This is a genomic window from Mesorhizobium sp. M0139 (assembly GCF_040322455.1).
GTDB lineage: Bacteria > Pseudomonadota > Alphaproteobacteria > Rhizobiales > Rhizobiaceae > Mesorhizobium.
Genome location: NZ_JAMYTN010000015.1, coordinates 1 through 16,925, shown reverse-complemented (window position 1 = coordinate 16,925; position 16,925 = coordinate 1). Strand labels below are relative to the sequence as shown.

The following is a 16,925-nucleotide window of genomic DNA, read 5'->3' as shown; positions in this document are numbered from 1 at the left end:
CTCCTAGACTGGCCAGGCATAGGGTTCACCGAAGCCGTTCTCGATGGTTTCCACTTTCGGATTGTCCGTCGAAATGCCCGACACGCCGACAATATGGGCGCGGGTGACGAAGGCCTGGCCACGGAAGCCGAACACGGCGCTGTCGCCAGGCTTCGGCGCGTTCGCGCCGGCGGCATCGATCATGGCGTAATAGTCGATCGCAGAGGGCGGCGGCACCTCGACGCTGCGCAGTGCCGAGCCTGCCGTCGTCGGTTCAGCCGAGACGATCGCCTTGACGTCGTAGTCGGGGAAGATCGGATCGATGTAGAAGCCGCCGCCAAGGCAATAGGCCTTGCCGCCGGAGAGATGCGAGACCTCGGTGAGATAGAGCACCGCCGGCAGCTCCGGCAAATCTTCCATGACATGCAGCGCGGTGGTGCCATGCAGTCCATTGCCGGGCTCGCACTGCGTCGCGCCAGCCTCGGCGAGTGCCGCCAGCATGACACTCGACGTGGTGCCCGGCGCGTTGATCTCAATGTCCTTGCGGCCTGCCTTGGCCAACGCTTCCGCAGCTTTCGCGAGCGTCGCCAGATTGGGGGTCGGCAGCACTTTCCGCGAAGCATGGTCGAACAGCAGAGCAGGGAAAGTGGTGATGCCGGCGAAACGGCCGCCTTCGACGGCATCCAGCCGGTCGGCGACATCGATAATGTCGGCGGCATTGAAACCGCCTTCATGGCCGCGATAGAAGATATCGCCTTCGGCGGCGATGCGGGCCAGCAGATGCTGCACATAGCCGGCCGCCTTGGCGCCTGTTGCCGCTTCCCCAGCCTTGGTATCATTGAACACGGTCCAGTAGTCCGGCTTGAAGGTTTTCGCCGCAGCCGCCGCTTCGAATTTTGCGACCTGCTGGAGATGGCCGAGATGGCCAAGCTTCATGCCTGCCTTGTGGGTGGCGCGGGCGCAAGCCATGTCGACGGCGACCGCGCGGTCAATGCCGCCGCGCATCACAGCCCGGCAGAACGACGAGGAGCGGCCGACCTGCTTGGTCATGGCGAAGATCTTCAGGCCGTTGCGGTTGGCCTCGCTCTTGAGAACCCGCGCATTGGCCTCAACCGTGTCGAGATCGAGCACATAAGCATTGGCCGGCAGCTTACCTTGCTGGTGCAACCGGATAGCTGATTCGATAAAGGCGGGGTTGCGGCGGCGCAAAATGTCGAGAAACATGGATGGCTTCCTTCAGCGGTTCTTTTCGCGCAGCGACACGGCGACTGCGGTCAGGATGATGAGGCCGCGCACGATCATCTGGTCGGAGACCGACAGGCCCATCAGGATCAGGCCGTTGTTGAGCATGCCCATCATCAACGAGCCGACCAGCGCGCCGACCACGGAGCCCTTGCCGCCATTGAGCAGCGTGCCGCCGACGATGACGGCGGCGATGACCGTCATCAGGTCGGTTTCCCCGAGAGTATATTTCGCCGCCTGCAGGCGACCGGCATAGAGCAAGCCGGCAAGACCGGCGAGTCCGCCGCTGATGGTCAGCACGGCGAGCCTGATCCTGGGCACGCTGATGCCCGATACGCTTGCGGCGCGGGCATTGTCGCCGGTCGCCAGCAAATGCGCGCCGAAACGGGTTTCGCGGAACACCAGGTGGCCGATGGCCACGGCAATCACCGACCACCAGACGAGTGAGGGGACACCGAGCAGCGAGCCGGAACCGAAGAAGCCGGTGAACGCTTCGTTGGTCACCGAGATCGAGCGAAGGTCTGTCATCGAACGCGAAACGCCGGCGAACAGGCCGAGCGTCGCCAGCGTCACCAGGAAGGAGGGCAGCCTGACATACGCCACCAGCACGCCGTTGATGACGCCGATCAGCAGGCCGGCGCCGAGGCCGGCGACTATCCCTGCCGGCATGCCGTACGCGTTGATGGTGACGGCGGCTGCAAGGGCCGCCACCGCCACGATCGAGCCGATCGACAAATCTATTTCGCCGGCCGACATGACGAAGACCAGGCCGATGGCCATGATCGTCACCGGCGTCGTCTGCAACACGATGTTCGATAAGTTTCGGACGGTGAGGAAGCCGCTGTCCCTCAGCACAATGGCGAAGAACAGGAAGATCGCCAGGAAACCGAGGTAGACGACATATTGCTGCAGATTGAAGCGGCTGGCGAAGCTGCTACCGGCGCTGGTGTTGGCACTGGACATTTTATTCCTCCGGTGGTGAGCGCTTCGCCTCGAGCCTATTTCACCGCGTCCGCGATAGCCGCCGGTACGTCCCTGTTGAGGGACTTCTTCCAACCGTCCTTCACCGTGTCCTTGGTGACGGCGATGGAATCTACGGCATAGAATGGTTCGGCCTTCTTGCCGACCAGAGAACCTGCCGAGGCGCGCGCCAGCGTCACGCCAATGCTGTAGGCCTCGTCGGCGACGAGGGCCGCGATGTTGCCGCCCTTGACCATGTCGAGCGCGGCAGGCTCATTGAGGTCGAGCGTGACAATCTTGGTGTGCGTGTTGCCGGCACCGCGCAAGGCCGAAAGCACGCTCAGCGCCGGTTCGGCCCAGGTGACATAGATGCCGTCCAGGTCCGGATGCTGGGTGATCATCGCCTGGGCGATGTCTTCGCTGCGCGCCGGGTCGGCCATGCCGGCCTCGGCCTCGATCTTCATATCGGGATAGTCCTGCTCGATGGTCTTCTTGAAGGCCTGGTCGCGCTGGTTGGTGACGTAGAAGTCGGCATCGTGGAAGATGTAGCCGACCTTGCCTTTCTTGCCGAGCGCCTCGGCCATGGCGATGCCGGCCTTGTTGCCCATCTGAAAGAGATCGTCGGAGACGATGGTGACATAGTCCCTGCCCTGCTTGTAGCCGGCCGGGGAATTGTCGACGAAGCCGAGCTTGACGCCGGCCTGTCGTGCCGGATCGTAGACCGAAGCTGCAGTCGCCGGATCGACGGGAAGCGACAGGATGATCGACGGCTTTTTGGCCATCACCGTCTCGATATCGGCCTTCTGTCGCGCGGCGTCGAAACCGGCATCGGTCTGCGCCACCACCTCGATGCCGAGGCGCTTGAATTCGTCATGGGCGCCGGCATTGACGGCGTTGGTGTATTCGCTCATCTCGTGCCAGACGAGGGCGGCGGTGAACTTGCCGTCCTTGATCTGCTGCTCTTCGGCTGGCGTCAGCGTAAGACTGCTCGCCGGCACCGGCTTTTCACCATTCGGTCCTGTGGTGACGCCTTCGGCGGCGAAGGCGTGCATGGCTAGCAGGCTCGCCACCGTCGTTATGATTGCAGATGCTATGCGCATGTCCCGATTCCCCTTTTTGTTGTCGAAGAAAAGCTCCGGTGCGGCGGGCCGCGCCGGAGCGAGAGCCTTACTTGAACGCGTCGAGCACCGGCTGCGGCGCGTCGCGGTTGAGCGAGTCCTTCCAGCCCTGCGCGACATTCTCCTTGGTGACGGTCAGGGCCGGGGCGACGACGAAGGCTGGTGTCGGCTGGCCAAGCAGCGACTTCATGCCGGAAGCAGCCATGGCGCGGCCGAGTTCATAGGCCTTGTCGGCGACGAGGGCTGCGACATTGCCGCCCTTGACCATGTCGAGCGCGACCGGCTCGGCGAGGTCGAGCGTGACGATCTTGGTCCTGGCGTTGCCGGCGCCGCGTAGCGCCGACAGCACGCCGTCGGCCGGCTCGGCCCAGGTCACGTAGATGCCGTCGAGATCGGGATGTTGCAAAAGCATCGCGTTGGCCAGTTCCTCGGCGCGGGCCGGGTCGGATATGCCCTGTTCGGCGACGATCTTGATGTCGGGATACACCTTCTCGATGGTGGTCTTGAAGGCTTGGTCGCGCTGGTTGGTGACGTAGTAGGCAGCGTCGTGGAAAATGTAGCCGACCTTGCCCTTGCCGCCAATCGCCTTGGCCATCGCGTCCGCAGCCTGCTTGCCCATCTGGAATAGATCGTCAGTCACGATCGAAGCGTAATCGGTGCCCTGCTTGTAGCCCTTGGGCAAGTTGGACAGGAACACCAACTTGGTGCCGTCCTTGACCGCCTGGCGGAAGGCTTCTGCCGAGGTGACCGGGTCGAGCGGCAGCGCCAAGATGACGTTGGGCTTGGCGGCCAACGCCGTCTCGATGTCGCTGCGCTGGCGGGCGGAGTCGAACTGGGCATCCGTTTTGACCGCAATGGTGATGCCGGCGCGGGCGAATTCGTCGGTGGCGCCGGCGGTTACCGCATTGGTGAAATCGGACGAGGTGTGCCAGAGCAACGCAGCCTTGTAGCCCTTGTCCTTGAGCGCGGCGATGTCGGCATCGCTTAGGATCACGTCGGCGCTCGGCGTGGCGCTCTCGCCCTGCGGGCCGACCGTCTGTGCGAAAGCTGGGTTGGCGGCAAGCATCAATCCGCCGGCAAAGGCGGCGGCGATCAGTGTCTTCATCGGCATGTCAGTTCTCCCATTTTGCTTCGTTGGTGGTTCAGTCGGCCACGCCGCAATAGCGGGCCATGAAGGCGGCGAAGCCGACTATGCCGGCGAAATATTCCTCGACATCCACGTGCTCCTCGAATGTGTGGCAATTCCTGATGTCGCCGGGCGCGCAATAGACGGCAGGAATACCGAGCTGATTGATGATGAAGGGGGACTCCGACCAGAACGGTGCGCCCTCGATGACGCCGCGTCCGCTCATTGCGCCAGCCATCGCGTCGGACAGCATGGCGACTTCTGCCCGCGTTTCGCCGATCTCGGCAGCGGTGCCGCCCAGCCTGTGGTCGCGGCCGGCGGGGTAGGCGAACTCTACCGAAATATCCGGATCGGTGATCGCGCCGCGCACGGCAGCCTCGATCTCGGCGGCGGCGGTGTCGAGGTCTTCGCCAGGCAACAGCTTACGGATCAGCGAGAGCGTGCAGCGCTCGGGAACGGCAATGTAGCCGCCGCCGGCAAGCCCGGTGATAAGCAGGAAGCCGCGCCCGACCAGTTTGTGCTCAGCGCGCGCGGCGACCTCATCCGAATGCTTCCAAAGCGCCGTCATCGCGGCATGGCTTGCACGGAGCGCATCCTTGCCGAGTTCTGGCACACCGAAATAGGCGGATTTGCCGGTAATCGAGATATCGGTGATGAAGAAGCCGATCTGCGCCGCATAAACGGCCAGGCGGGTCGGCTCGACATAGACGCTGAAATCGGGTGCTGTGACCTCGCCGGTCTCGATGCGTCCGACGAAGTGCTTGATCCCGGCGGAAATGCCGGTGCCGGGCTGGCCGCTCTCCTCGTCGCCGATGAAAGCGAAGGCGACGTCGCCCTTGAGGCGAACGCCTGCCTTGTCGAGTAGCGCGAGTGCCGCCAGCGAAGCAGTGATGCCGGCCTTGAGGTCGCCTGAGCCGCGGCCCCAGACAGCACCATCAATGATCGGGGCGGCGAACGGATCCTCACGCTCGGTGCCTGCCCAATGCTCGCGCCAGCCGTCTGCATGGACGGTGTCGGTATGGCCCATGAACAGCAGGCGCTTTCCCTGGTCGGCCCCCTTGCGCTCGCCCCAGATGTTGGGCCGCCCGGGAAGAAATTCCGTCCTGGTCAGGCCGCTGAGGTCAAGGTCGCGCATCCTGGCTTCTAGGAAGTCGACGAAGTTGGCTTCGTTGCCGGTGATGCTCTCTCGGCCGATGGCGCGGCGAAACAGCGTTAGTGCGTCGTCGCGGTCGAGCGCTGCCTGCAGGCGGGCGGTAATATCGTGAGTCATATCGCGGCCTCCTTCAGGGCGGCGGCCTGGGCAGGCGGCAGCGAAATCCGGCCATCAGGCGCGTCGACGCCGAACAGCGTGTTGTGCAACTGGCCAAGGCCGATTGCCGCCGCGCCAATGAGGGCTGCGCGTGCGCCGAGTTCGCTCGCCTCGACCCTGACCGGATAGGGGAAGCATAGCGGCAGAAGCGCCTGCACCCTGGACAGGATTTCGGGCCGCAACCCAATCGAGCCGCCGAGGATAAACTTTTCTGGATTGGCGATTGCCGCGATTGCCGCAACGCCTTGCGCCAGATGGCGGGCAGTTTCGTCGAGCACGGTGAGCGCGTCCTTGTCGCCAAGCGCGGCATTCTCGAATATTGCCGGCACCGAGACCTGCCTGCCGGTGAGAGCGTGGTAGCGATCGGTCATGGCGTGGGTGGCCACCGCGCGTTCGAATGCGCCGGTGCGCAGTGATTCCTCGGTGAAGGGATCGGCCCCGATCGGCATGAAACCGATCTCGCCGGCGGCGTGCCCAGCACCCCGCACCAGATGGCCGCCCAGCATCAGCCCGCTGCCGATGCCGGTGCCGAGCGCGATGTAGGCGAGATTGTCGATGCCCTGGCCTTGGCCGAGCCAGTTCTCGCCAAGCACCGCGAGATTGACGTCGTTCTCGATCATCACCGCGACGCCGAGCGCTTCTTCGAAGGCATCCAGCACATTCATTGTGTCGAAGCCGGCAATGTTCGGCGCCATTAAAATGCGGCCGGTGGCCGGGTCAGGAGCGCCAGGCGCGCCGATGACGGCCAGGCGTATCTTCTTGCGCGCGACGTGCTGTCTGGCCGCGGCATCGAAGGCCAGCGCTGCAATCTGATCGACGACGAACTGGCCGCCGCGCGGGTCGGTCGGTGTGGCGGCTTCGGCAAAGATCTGGCAGGCAAGGTCCGTCAGCGCGACCCGCACCTTGGTGCCGCCAAGGTCGACGGCGATGATATAGGCTGCGTCGTGGACCAGTTCGTAGGTGACGGCGGTGCGCCCGACATGGCCGCTGGTGCGGCCGGTTTCCTGGACCCAGCCCTCCTGCTCGAGCCCGCGCATGATTTCGGAGATGGTCTGCTTCGACAGGCCCGTCAGCTTGGCGATCGAGGCGCGGGAGATCGGCCCGCCCTGGACGATCGCTTCCATCACGGAGCGCTGTGAGAACTGACGGGATATGCGCGGCAGGTCAGTCACATTGAACTCCCGTTAATTCGTTCTATGAGCGAACTTATTATTCGGAACTGGACCTGTCAATGTATGTTCGCGAGCGGCCGTTTTTGCGCACGCGAACATTGATCCGGAGGCAGGATTCAGGCGCGGTGCTGCCGTTCGGCAGAAGATAAATGCGGTCAGGGAGTGGCTGGATCAGCTTCTTGAATCAATTGGGCGAACAGCTTCGCAGCGCATTGACAAATAACGATCATGCTAGTCTCTGAGGGGCACTGTTTTCTACAGGAGATCAATACAGCGGATGGTTCGCCGGTCCATATCTCTCGTATTCTCTCGTATGGGTCTGTCGAACCATGGGACGATGAACGAGACCAACTATTGGCTTCGAGAATATCGGTGATGTACCGCGGGTCTGCGTCCCAGTGAATGGCTCAAATGGGGCCGGCAGCGGAACGTCCGTTTGCAGTTTGCAAACGTGGATAACTACCATACCGCCTTAACTCGCAAAGACCCGTTTGACGCCAACTGGGCTGGCCCGAAGCCGACCTCTCCGTCCAGCATAGTCCGATCATATTCGGCGCAAGCTGCTCGCTTGAACCGTGGGATAGAATTCCGCCAATCTCGACCCGCCTATGCCTGGGTGGCCCCTGCTCACAATCACGAGCGTAGCGCCATCTTTCCGAATGGCCGGGTGAGGCTGGAGAAATCGCCGCTGAACCTTCTCGACCAGCCATTCTCCGGCTTTGGCAAAAAGCCGGTTCGAAGGCTTTTCCGCCATGTGCCGTTGCCTTTCGCAACGAACGGTCAACCGACTGTGAATAGCACTTGCAGGCACGTGGTTGTCAGGCGCCCACCGAACTTGACAAGCAGTCTTGCAGGAACTGCGTCGAGCACTGAACGTTTGACCAAGCGCGGGCATCTCCGCCTTGGCTAAGGACCATCAATGTTCACGTTCATGTTTGCCACCGGCATCGAGAACAGCACCCCCACCATTCGACAAGGCCGGGAGCGCGTCGACGAAATGGAAAAATGCCGCTTCTACGAACGATGGCGCACCGACTTCGAACTGGTCCAGGATCTCGGGGTGCATTTCCTCCGCTACGGACCTCCCATCCACAAAACATGGCTGGGTGACGGACGTTATGATTGGGCATTCGCCGATGAGACCTTCGCGGACCTGAAGGCGAAAGACATTCTTCCGATCGTCGACCTTTGCCATTTTGGCGTTCCGGACTGGATTGGCAACTTCCAGAACCCGGACTTTCCGACACTATTCGAGCACTACGCCAGGGATTTCGCGATGCGCTATCCGTGGATCCAGCTCTTCACCCCAATAAATGAGATGTTCATCTGCGCCACCTTTTCGGCCCGCTGGGGATGGTGGAACGAACAACTGAGCAGCGACACTGCTTTCGTCACCGCCCTCAAGCACATCGTGAAGGCGAACGTGCTTGCCATGCGGGCGATTCTCGAGGTGCGGCCGGACGCCATCTTCATTCAGAGCGAATCCTCGGAATACTTCCACGCCGATTCTCCCGAGGCGGTCGGCAGAGCGGAACGGTTCAACAGCGAGCGTTTCCTGTCGCTTGACCTCAACTACGGTCATGACGTCGACGCGCACACCTATCGCTATCTTCTCGAAAACGGGATGACGGCCGAAGAATACAGTTTCTTCCTGGAAAGCCATCTGCGCAGGCATTGCGTGATGGGCACCGACTATTACCAGACCAACGAACATCGGGTTTGGGCAGACGGAACGACGTCCGGGTCCGGCGAGGTGTTTGGCTATGACGAGATCACGCGGCAGTACTTCAACCGCTACCGGCTTCCCGTAATGCATACGGAGACCAACATCAGCGAAGGCCCCAATGGAGACGAGGCCGTCTATTGGCTGTGGAAAGAGTGGGCCAACGTGCTGCGGATCCGCAACGATGGCATCCCCATCGTAGGCTTCACCTGGTACTCGCTGACGGATCAGGTGGACTGGGACAGTGCGCTTCGGGAGAACAACGGACGGATCAATCCGCTCGGCCTCTATGACCTCGACCGAAATCCGAGGGCGGTGGGGCGCGCTTTCAAGGCGCTGATCGCGAACTGGAACAAGCTGTTGGCCACACAAAGTGTCTGCCTTGCTTTGCCGGTCTTTCTTCCCTCACAGCAAGACGATGCCATTGTTCGCGCGCAACAGGATTATGCGCGCAGCCTGCTGAGCGTGGATCGGGTCGCTGAAGGCTGGACTGAACCACTTGCTGCTCCCCAGAAAGAGGTCGAACCCGATGCGCCTGGATAACAAGACTGCATTGTAACCGGTGCTGCAAGCGGCATTGGACTGGCCATCGCCATGCGGTTGGGCACCGAAGGTGCACGGGTGAGCCGACGTGGGTGGAGGCAAGGTCGAGAAGGCGCGCATCGGTTCGACAAGGGGCGCGCCGGGGAGGCCGCTATCACGGTGCTGTCGACTTGCGCTCACGCGTTCGGCAGGTTGGTAATAATCGTCAACAACGCGCCGGCCTGATAATCTTTAACCATTGAGGCATTCACTAGAGCGGGCTGGCTGAAGGTGCTGAGCGTCGACCTGCTGGGAGCAATTTATTTCGCCGGAAAGGCATTCGCTCATATGACATCTGGGGGGCGTCATCGTAAAACATATTGAGTGTGCGCGGTCGAGACGAGCTCCGCACGTCGAGCTATACGCCGCGGCAAAGGCCACCCTCCTGTCTCTAACCGAGACCCGACGCAGTTCGCACCTTGGCCGACTGGGCATGAATCCGGACGATTACCGAACCAAATGGAACCTGCCTCGCAATTACCCGATGGTGGCACCCAACTATTCGGGAAGCGTTCCGCATATCGCCTCTAACACCCAGTAGCGGACAGCTCTCGCCTGAGGCGTCAGTCGTCGTTGAAGCGCTCCGGCATCGCATTCGAGGCCAAGGCTGGTGCACAAGGATCATGACATCGAATTCCACTCTTTACAGGAACAAGTGCCTTTCCTCGGGATTAGGATTCGACGCCGCAACGGCGTCGAACCCCAAAGGAGACTCACATGAAACGTAAGATTTTGACAGCTACAGCGATCTCTCTCTGTCTCGCCACCGCGGCCTTGGCGCAGTCGTCGGGAACATCCAGCGGCACGAACGGAACGTCCGGCTCATCGGCCGGGTCCAGTATGAGCTCTACGTCTGGCTCCGGCCAAAGCGGTATCCCGAGCGGCTGGGACAGCAAGCTCTCCGGCTCATTCTTCAGCGACGCCAATTCGGGAAGACTTCTGTCGCAGGATGAGATCCGCAAGAACTGGTCGTCCCTGAGCTCTGAACAGCAGGCACAGGTTCGCTCCGACTGCTCGAGGATGACGGCCAGTAACGGCACTGGCTCTGGCACAATGACCGGCACGTCAGGTAGCTCGGCTTCGACCGGCAGTGATACAACGGCGAGTATCGGCACCGGCTCTGGCACAGCCACCGGCACTTCAGGCAGCTCTGGTTCGACCGGCAGTAACACCACGGCCAGCAACAGCACTGGTTCGGGTACAACCACCGGCACGTCGGGATCCTCGAATACAGCTGGCGATACGACCGCCAGCACCAGCACGGGTTCGGGCGCGAACTCGGCTGCTCAAATGGCTTCGATGCGGCAACTCTGCACTCAGGTTCAAGGGATGTGAGTGAATGCGGCGCTCCGGGCCGGCTTGGCCGGAATAAGAAGAGGCCTTGGAGGCCCGGGCATCGCTTTGGTTTGGTAGCCATTTCGGCGCTGAAGTCGGCCGGAGACCGGGGTGACAACTCGGCGCTTGTCGCGCTGCTTTTCTATCGCCGGCGACCGTCACTCGCCAATAGCGCGCTTCGCGTCGAGACACTTCTCCCGGCTGAGGCAAGCGAGATTCCGTCCCGTCCATACCTGCCAAGATAGACCGTCTCGCGGCCTCCGTTGAGCCTGTAATCCAGCCGAAAGGAGATCGCGCCACTGGGCATGACGCGAACATACATGCCGTCGCAATCTTGTAGATGTTCTCTTTTGGTTCAGGGCTTTAAGGGCGACGTCCGTCAGCATTCCCCGCTACCTCCTGAAAAGTACCGTCAGTACAATTTCGAGGCTCTTCGGCAGAAATTTTGTTTTATCTTCAATTCCTTAAGGCATAAAAAAATACCGTCAGAGCCTCATTGGATCTGACGGTACTTCGAAAAATCTGAGCTACCAATATGCGGAAGGTCCCTCAGCCGGTCCGTCAATCCAATCTCTGCGCACCGATTGTCGCCGAATGGGTTTATATGTGTTGTCAAATAGTTATGGCGTACAATGGCGTGTTTTCGGCGGCGTTTGAGTGGGCCTGAATCACTCCCACTCGATGGTGCCTGGCGGCTTTGACGTCACGTCGTAGACGACGCGGTTGATGCCGCGGACTTCGTTGATGATGCGGGTGGCCGCCGCGCCGAGGAAAGCCATGTCGTAGTGGTAGAAGTCGGCGGTCATGCCGTCGACGGACGTCACGGCGCGCAGGGCGCAGACGAATTCGTAGGTGCGGCCGTCGCCCATCACACCGACGGTCTGCACCGGAAGCAGCACGGCGAAAGCCTGCCAGATGGCGTCGTAGAGGCCGGCCTTGCGGATCTCGTCGAGATAGATGGCGTCGGCCTCGCGCAGGATTTCGAGCTTTTCGCGGGTGATACCGCCGGGGCAGCGGATGGCAAGGCCTGGTCCAGGGAACGGATGGCGGCCAATAAAACTTTCGGGCAGGCCGAGTTCCTTGCCCAGTGCCCTCACCTCGTCCTTGAACAGTTCGCGCAGCGGCTCGACCAGCTGCATGTTCATGCGCGCCGGCAGGCCGCCGACATTGTGGTGCGACTTGATGGTCACCGACGGGCCGCCGGTGAAGGAGACGCTCTCGATGACGTCGGGATAGAGCGTGCCTTGCGCCAGGAAATCGGCGCCGCCGAGTTTCTTGGCCTCTTCCTCGAACACTTCGATGAACAGCCGGCCGATGGTCTTGCGCTTCTTCTCGGGGTCGGACTCGCCTTCCAGCGCCGAGATGAATTTTTCCGACGCGTCGACCAGGATCAGCGGCAGATTGTAGTGCTGGCGGAACATCGCCACCACGCCGGCGGCCTCGTCCTTGCGCATCAGGCCATGGTCGACAAGAATGCAGGTCAGCTGGTCGCCGACCGCTTCGTGGATCAAAAGTGCGGCGACCGATGAATCCACGCCGCCCGACAGCGCGCAGATCACCTTGCCCTTGCCGACCTGTTTGCGAATTGTCTCGACCGCATGCTCGCGATAGGCGCGCATCGTCCAGTCGCCTTCGATGCCGGCGATGTTGTGCACGAAGTTTCTCAGCAGCCTGGCGCCATCCGGCGTATGCACAACTTCCGGGTGGAACATGATGCCGTACATCTTGCGCGCGACGTTGCCGAAGATGGCGAAAGGCGAGCCTTCCGACTTGCCGAAGACTTCGAACCCCTTGGGCAGCGAGATGACGCGGTCGCCATGGCTCATCCACACCTGGTGGCGCTGGCCTGGCGCCCACAGGCCCTCGAACAGCGGGCTGTCCTTTTCGATCTCGACGAAGGCGCGGCCGAATTCGCGATGGTTCGAGCTTTCGGCGACGCCGCCCATCTGCACGCACATGGCCATCTGGCCGTAGCAGATACCGAGCACAGGTACGCCGGCATCGAAGACGATCTGCGGCGCGCGCGGGCTGCCGATGTCCGATGTCGAGGCGGGACCGCCCGACAGGATCACGGCTTTCGGATTGATGCGCTTGAAGGCAGCTTCGGCCGATTGGAACGGCACGATCTCGGAAAACACGCCAGCCTCGCGGATGCGGCGGGCGATGAGTTGCGTAAACTGGCTGCCGAAATCGATGATGAGAACGGTGTCGGCCAGGACTGTATCGGGATGATTGGCTGTCGTCATGGCGAGCCTTTAGAGAAAGAAACGAGTCGGCGCAATGGGGTGCGTAGCCCGACTTTCAGAGCGCTGCCGGCTCTTGCCCAGGCTGCTCCTTGTGTAGCGTGCCGGAGCCGATGGCCTGTTCGAGGCGCATGACCGCATCGGCCAGCTTCTCGTCGATGACATGGAGGTATTCGGTCCAGTCGCCAACGTGGCGCAGATCGGCTGCACCGTCTGAAATGCCGCGCAGGCCGATAAGCGGGACATCGAACAACTGGCAGGCGCGCAGGCAGGCGAAGGTTTCCATGTCGACCATATCGGCGGCGATGGCGTCGTAGGCGGCGCCGGTGATGATGGCGCCGCCGGTCGACAGGCTGGCTTCTTTAATGCCCGGTATCCTGAATGATAGCGGGACGGTCACCGGCAGGTCGAGGAACGGCGTCGCGCCTTTTTCGAAGCCTAGCGGCGAAGCGTCGATGTCGCGATAGCTGACCGAGACCGCCTGGTAGATTTCCGTCTGCTCCAGTGTGCGGCTGCCGGCGGAGCCGAGCGAGACGACGAGATCGGGCAACGCCTTCTCGGATTTCAGCCATGACAGTTCGGCGCCGAGCCGCACACCTGCCTCTACCGGGCCGACGCCCGTCATCAGCGGCGTGAACAGTTTTTGCAGATGCGGACCGTACTCGGCCTGCGCCGCCATGACGAAGAGGACGTCCTTGCCACCAATTCGCGTAATTTTGGCCATCAGCCTGCTATCCCGTCACGGCCAACCACCGTCATCATCGTGCCGGTCATGGTCGCGATCAGCTTGGCCTCGCCATCGGCGGCAAAGGCGTAGGCCTGGCCGTCGGCGACGATGATGGTGCGGCCGGGCTTGGTCACCGAGCCGCGGAACAGGAAGCGTTCGCCCCGGCCGGGCGCCAGGAGATTGACCTTGAACTCGATGGTCAGCACACCGGAATTTTCCGGCATCAGCGAAAATGCGGCATAGCCGCAGGCCGAATCCAGCGCCGTCGAAATCACCCCGGCATGCAGGAAACCGTGCTGCTGGGTCAGTGCCTGGGAATAGGGCATTTCGATCTCGATGATGCCCGGCGTCACAAGCGTCAGTTCGGCGCCGATGGTCGCCATCGCCTGCTGGCGCGCGAACGACGCCCTGACGCGGTCCTCATAATCGGGTGCGGGTACGATCTTTGCTGCCATGGCCATCGCCCTGATTTATCTGCAAAGCTTATCGCAGACGCCTGAACGCCACGCAAATGCTTTTGCTGCACTGCAGCAAAGCACTCAGTTCAACAGGAGCAGCGACGCGTTGAGCAAGGTGGCGAAGGCTACCCACGCGGCATAGGGCGCAAACAGCCAGCCGGAAACCCGGTCGCGGTTCCACACCGTGGCTATGAACAGCGCAATGCTGGCGAGAAGAGCCAGGATCACTACCAGTGCCGGCCCCATCTGTTTGGCGCCGAAGAAAGTCGGCGACCACGCGAAGTTCAGAACAAGCTGGAGGGCCCAGATCTTCATCGCGGCGCCTGCTCGTTCCCGCTCCCATGTCCGCCAGCCGGCTACGGCGATCAGGACATAAAGGAGCGTCCAGGCCGGCGCGAAGACCCAGTTGGGCGGGTTGAAGGGCGGCTTGGCGAGCGAGGCATACCATTCACCCGGCAGCGTCGCATAGCCGATCAACAGGCCGCCGCCGAGCACCAGAAGGAGGAAAAGCAGAAGCGACACATATCTTTGCAAGAATTCTACCCCGTCTGGCGGCCGACGCCGCGCATCTGCAACTGGCGCTATGTCAGCCTGTCAATCGCAGCGTCAATTCGCCCGACGCAGCGCACAGAAATGGAACCCGTCGGTGCCGCTCAGAGCCGGCGACAGCGAGATATCGCTTGTCTTGCCGATCCGGGCGGCCGCTGCGTGACCGGGGAAGCTGGCATCCCAGAGCGCGCGATGATCGACCGGAACGAAGCCCTTGTGCCGTTCGCGAAAGGCGGCGACCTGCTCGCCATTCTCCTCGTCGAACACCGAACAGGTGATGTAGACCAGCAGGCCGCCCGGTTTGACATAGGCATTCGCCGCATCGAGGATCGCCGACTGCTCGCCCTTGCGGGCATCGAGCTGTCTTTGCGTCAGCCGCCATTTGGCGTCTGGACGGCGCCGCCAGGTGCCGCTGCCGGTGCAGGGCGCATCGACCAGCACAATGTCCATGTGGCCTGCGAGGGGGCTGAGCTCAGCCGGCTTGGTGACAACCTGGACGTTGCGGTTTTCCGAACGGCGGATGCGGTCGAAGATCGGCGCCAGCCGCGCCTTTTCGGCATCATGGGCGAAGACCTGACCTTTGTTGGCCATCGCCGCAGATAGCGCCAGCGTCTTGCCGCCGGCGCCGGCGCAGAAATCGAGCACCTGCATCCCGGCTTGCGCGCCGGCAAGGGTTGCAACGATCTGCGAACCCTCGTCCTGAACCTCGAACCAGCCCTTTTGGAAAGCCGGCTCGGCCTGTACGTTGGGGTGCCGGCCGTCGCCGTCGATGGGCGGGATGCGAATGCCTTGCGGCGCAATAGCAGCTGCCTTGGCGCCGGTGTCGGCGAGTTCCGCCAGCACTTTGGCGCGGTCGGACTGCAGCGTGTTGACCCTGATGTCGAGCGGCGGGCGGGTCGCCAAAGCCGCCCCTTCCGCAACCCAGTCTGCGCCAAAGGCTCGTTCGAACAACGGCGCGCACCAGTCGGGTATGTCCGCCCGCACTGCCTCCGGCGCGTCTTCAGGCCGGCGCTCGGCCAGCGCCTGCAACTCGGCGGCGCTGAGCAACGGTGGCGCGAACTTGTCGCCCTCGAGCGCATCGTTGAGCGACTGCGGCGTCTGGCCCCATTCGATGAGCAGCGCGCCGAAGCCGATGGCGCGGGGCGTGTCTTCACCCAAAAGCCAGCCGGCGGAACGTTTGTGGCGCAGCGCGTCGTAGACGATGTTGCCGATCGCCGCGCGGTCGCCGCCGCCCGCAAAGCGATGCGACAGGCCCCAATCTTTCAGCGCATCGGCCACCGGCCGGTGGCGCCGGCCAATGTCGTCCAGCACTTCAATGGCTGCCGCCAGCCGTCCGCCCAGTCGCATTCGTCATTCCATCTATCGAGCACAGTATCTTTCGGCCTGCTCTTAGAGCGTTTCGCGTCGAGATTGAACCCCGCTTGAATTTCGCGGCGACGAGGCCTTCCGCTCGCGGCCGACGATTTTCCCCGCCGGCAAATGTCTGCACGCCGGCGATAACAAATCTCAAATATATGCAAGGTCTCTAATGTTGGTAACTGGCCGCCGTAAGCACGATCTGTGGCGCAATTGCTCTGCTTTCCAAGCTTTTGCGTTGGGAATACTCTTTGCGCCATGATTCGCGGCGCGGAAAAGCGGACCGACGGATCGATACGAGGAGAGGGCAATGAAAACGTATCTTGCGGAAGTTCTAGGGACATTTCTATTGGTGTTTATCGGCACGGCGTCGGTGGCGACGGGTGGCTTTCTCGCCGACTTGCCGCTGGGCCAGGAAGCCATCGGCCTGGCGTTCGGCATCGGCCTGATTGCGGCGGCTTACGCGGTGGGTCCCATCTCAGGCGCACATCTCAACCCGGCCGTCACGCTCGGCGTCTTCCTTGCCGGCCGGCTGCCGGCCAAGGGTGTGATTCCTTACTGGATCGCGCAGATCATCGGCGCCATTCTGGCCTCGCTGGCGCTGTGGATCATCGTCTCCGGCCAGACCGGCGGGCACACCACCGGTTTCGGCGCCAATGGCTGGGACGTGGCGAAATGGGGGACGAGTTCGGCCTTCCTGTGGGAGCTGATCGGCACCTTCACCTTCGTCACCGTCATCCTCGGCGTCACCGCCGAGAAGCACTCGACGGCGTTCGCCGGCCTGGTCATCGGCCTGACGCTGGCCGGACTGCACTTCGCAATGATCCCGGTGACCGGCACCTCGCTCAATCCGGCGCGTTCGATCGGCCCGGCGCTGTTTACCGGTGCCGCAGCCCTCAGCCAGCTCTGGCTGTTCATCGTTGCGCCGCTGATCGGCGGCGCAATCGCTGGCGTCGTCGCCAAGGCACGCATCTTCGAAAAGGACTGATTTCGAAGCCTGCGAAAACGAAGGGGGCGGGGGGGCGCCCCGCCCCCGCGGGGGTGGG

15 protein-coding genes and 1 pseudogene are annotated in these 16,925 nt (G+C 62.4%); 3 read left to right on the top strand and 13 right to left on the bottom strand.

What is annotated here, in order from left to right:
- Window positions 1–3: 3 nt before the first annotated feature.
- The 6 genes from NKJ58_RS24110 to NKJ58_RS24085 form a co-directional block, all read right to left on the bottom strand.
- Window positions 4–1,203, bottom strand: coding sequence for an alanine racemase (locus NKJ58_RS24110; protein WP_023729115.1), 1,200 nt, complete (start codon window positions 1,201–1,203; stop codon window positions 4–6).
- A gap of 12 nt (window positions 1,204–1,215) precedes the next feature.
- Complete coding sequence (locus NKJ58_RS24105; protein WP_352498002.1) at window positions 1,216–2,184, bottom strand: ABC transporter permease; 969 nt, start codon at window positions 2,182–2,184, stop codon at window positions 1,216–1,218.
- Window positions 2,185–2,219: 35 nt separating this feature from the next.
- Window positions 2,220–3,281 (bottom strand): substrate-binding domain-containing protein, encoded by a 1,062-nt coding sequence (locus tag NKJ58_RS24100; RefSeq protein ID WP_023735717.1) that lies wholly within the window; start codon window positions 3,279–3,281, stop codon window positions 2,220–2,222.
- Window positions 3,282–3,348: 67 nt separating this feature from the next.
- Window positions 3,349–4,410, bottom strand: a complete 1,062-nt coding sequence (locus NKJ58_RS24095) for a substrate-binding domain-containing protein (RefSeq protein ID WP_352853978.1) — start codon at window positions 4,408–4,410, stop codon at window positions 3,349–3,351.
- Between the two features lie 31 nt (window positions 4,411–4,441).
- Entirely contained in the window at window positions 4,442–5,695 is a 1,254-nt protein-coding gene (locus NKJ58_RS24090) for a M20 family metallopeptidase (protein WP_352446568.1), read from the bottom strand.
- The gene (locus NKJ58_RS24085; protein ID WP_023681814.1) at window positions 5,692–6,906 is read right to left on the bottom strand and encodes an ROK family transcriptional regulator; all 1,215 of its coding nucleotides are present in this window, start codon (window positions 6,904–6,906) and stop codon (window positions 5,692–5,694) included. Before NKJ58_RS24085 ends, NKJ58_RS24090 begins: the two co-directional genes overlap by 4 nt.
- A gap of 919 nt (window positions 6,907–7,825) precedes the next feature.
- On the opposite strand from NKJ58_RS24085, the gene NKJ58_RS24080 reads away from it, so the two are divergent.
- Window positions 7,826–9,172, top strand: coding sequence for a family 1 glycosylhydrolase (locus tag NKJ58_RS24080; RefSeq protein ID WP_023667728.1), 1,347 nt, complete (start codon window positions 7,826–7,828; stop codon window positions 9,170–9,172).
- A 334-nt stretch (window positions 9,173–9,506) separates the two neighbouring features.
- Entirely contained in the window at window positions 9,507–9,752 is a 246-nt protein-coding gene (locus NKJ58_RS31520) for a MucR family transcriptional regulator (RefSeq protein WP_373420121.1), read from the top strand.
- A 172-nt stretch (window positions 9,753–9,924) separates the two neighbouring features.
- Here NKJ58_RS31520 and NKJ58_RS24070 read toward each other — a convergent pair whose 3' ends face one another.
- The 7 genes and pseudogenes from NKJ58_RS24070 to NKJ58_RS24040 all read right to left on the bottom strand — a co-directional run bounded on the left by NKJ58_RS24070 (window position 9,925) and on the right by NKJ58_RS24040 (window position 15,870).
- Entirely contained in the window at window positions 9,925–10,467 is a 543-nt protein-coding gene (locus NKJ58_RS24070) for a protein TonB (protein ID WP_245260041.1), read from the bottom strand.
- Window positions 10,468–10,707: 240 nt separating this feature from the next.
- Window positions 10,708–10,932 (bottom strand): annotated as a pseudogene (locus tag NKJ58_RS24065) (Arm DNA-binding domain-containing protein); the annotation flags it as partial.
- Between the two features lie 282 nt (window positions 10,933–11,214).
- A complete protein-coding gene (gene guaA / locus NKJ58_RS24060; RefSeq protein ID WP_023827931.1) occupies window positions 11,215–12,792 on the bottom strand; it encodes a glutamine-hydrolyzing GMP synthase in 1,578 nt (525 codons plus the stop codon).
- Between the two features lie 55 nt (window positions 12,793–12,847).
- Window positions 12,848–13,513 carry a 5'-methylthioadenosine/S-adenosylhomocysteine nucleosidase gene (locus NKJ58_RS24055; RefSeq protein ID WP_352853976.1) on the bottom strand — a complete coding sequence of 222 codons (666 nt, stop codon included), beginning with the start codon at window positions 13,511–13,513 and terminating at the stop codon, window positions 12,848–12,850.
- Window positions 13,513–13,971, bottom strand: coding sequence for a PaaI family thioesterase (locus tag NKJ58_RS24050; protein ID WP_023701303.1), 459 nt, complete (start codon window positions 13,969–13,971; stop codon window positions 13,513–13,515). The genes NKJ58_RS24055 and NKJ58_RS24050 overlap by 1 nt, the downstream gene beginning before the upstream one ends.
- Window positions 13,972–14,055: 84 nt before the next feature.
- Window positions 14,056–14,508 carry a TspO/MBR family protein gene (locus NKJ58_RS24045; protein ID WP_023818642.1) on the bottom strand — a complete coding sequence of 151 codons (453 nt, stop codon included), beginning with the start codon at window positions 14,506–14,508 and terminating at the stop codon, window positions 14,056–14,058.
- Between the two features lie 72 nt (window positions 14,509–14,580).
- Entirely contained in the window at window positions 14,581–15,870 is a 1,290-nt protein-coding gene (locus tag NKJ58_RS24040) for an RsmB/NOP family class I SAM-dependent RNA methyltransferase (protein ID WP_352853974.1), read from the bottom strand.
- 319 nt (window positions 15,871–16,189) lie between these two features.
- On the opposite strand from NKJ58_RS24040, the gene NKJ58_RS24035 reads away from it, so the two are divergent.
- Complete coding sequence (locus tag NKJ58_RS24035) at window positions 16,190–16,867, top strand: MIP family channel protein (protein WP_023686840.1); 678 nt, start codon at window positions 16,190–16,192, stop codon at window positions 16,865–16,867.
- Window positions 16,868–16,925: the final 58 nt, after the last annotated feature.

Bases quoted from the DNA above. Each gene is read 5' to 3' on its own strand.
- NKJ58_RS24110 (WP_023729115.1), bottom strand. From the start codon at position 1,203: ATGTTTCTCGACATTTTGCGCCGCCGCAACCCCGCCTTTATCGAATCA.
- NKJ58_RS24105 (WP_352498002.1), bottom strand. From the start codon at position 2,184: ATGTCCAGTGCCAACACCAGCGCCGGTAGCAGCTTCGCCAGCCGCTTC.
- NKJ58_RS24100 (WP_023735717.1), bottom strand. From the start codon at position 3,281: ATGCGCATAGCATCTGCAATCATAACGACGGTGGCGAGCCTGCTAGCC.
- NKJ58_RS24095 (WP_352853978.1), bottom strand. From the start codon at position 4,410: ATGCCGATGAAGACACTGATCGCCGCCGCCTTTGCCGGCGGATTGATG.
- NKJ58_RS24090 (WP_352446568.1), bottom strand. From the start codon at position 5,695: ATGACTCACGATATTACCGCCCGCCTGCAGGCAGCGCTCGACCGCGAC.
- NKJ58_RS24080 (WP_023667728.1), top strand. From the start codon at position 7,826: ATGTTCACGTTCATGTTTGCCACCGGCATCGAGAACAGCACCCCCACC.
- guaA (WP_023827931.1), bottom strand. From the start codon at position 12,792: ATGACGACAGCCAATCATCCCGATACAGTCCTGGCCGACACCGTTCTC.
- NKJ58_RS24055 (WP_352853976.1), bottom strand. From the start codon at position 13,513: ATGGCCAAAATTACGCGAATTGGTGGCAAGGACGTCCTCTTCGTCATG.
- NKJ58_RS24050 (WP_023701303.1), bottom strand. From the start codon at position 13,971: ATGGCAGCAAAGATCGTACCCGCACCCGATTATGAGGACCGCGTCAGG.
- NKJ58_RS24040 (WP_352853974.1), bottom strand. From the start codon at position 15,870: ATGCGACTGGGCGGACGGCTGGCGGCAGCCATTGAAGTGCTGGACGAC.
- NKJ58_RS24035 (WP_023686840.1), top strand. From the start codon at position 16,190: ATGAAAACGTATCTTGCGGAAGTTCTAGGGACATTTCTATTGGTGTTT.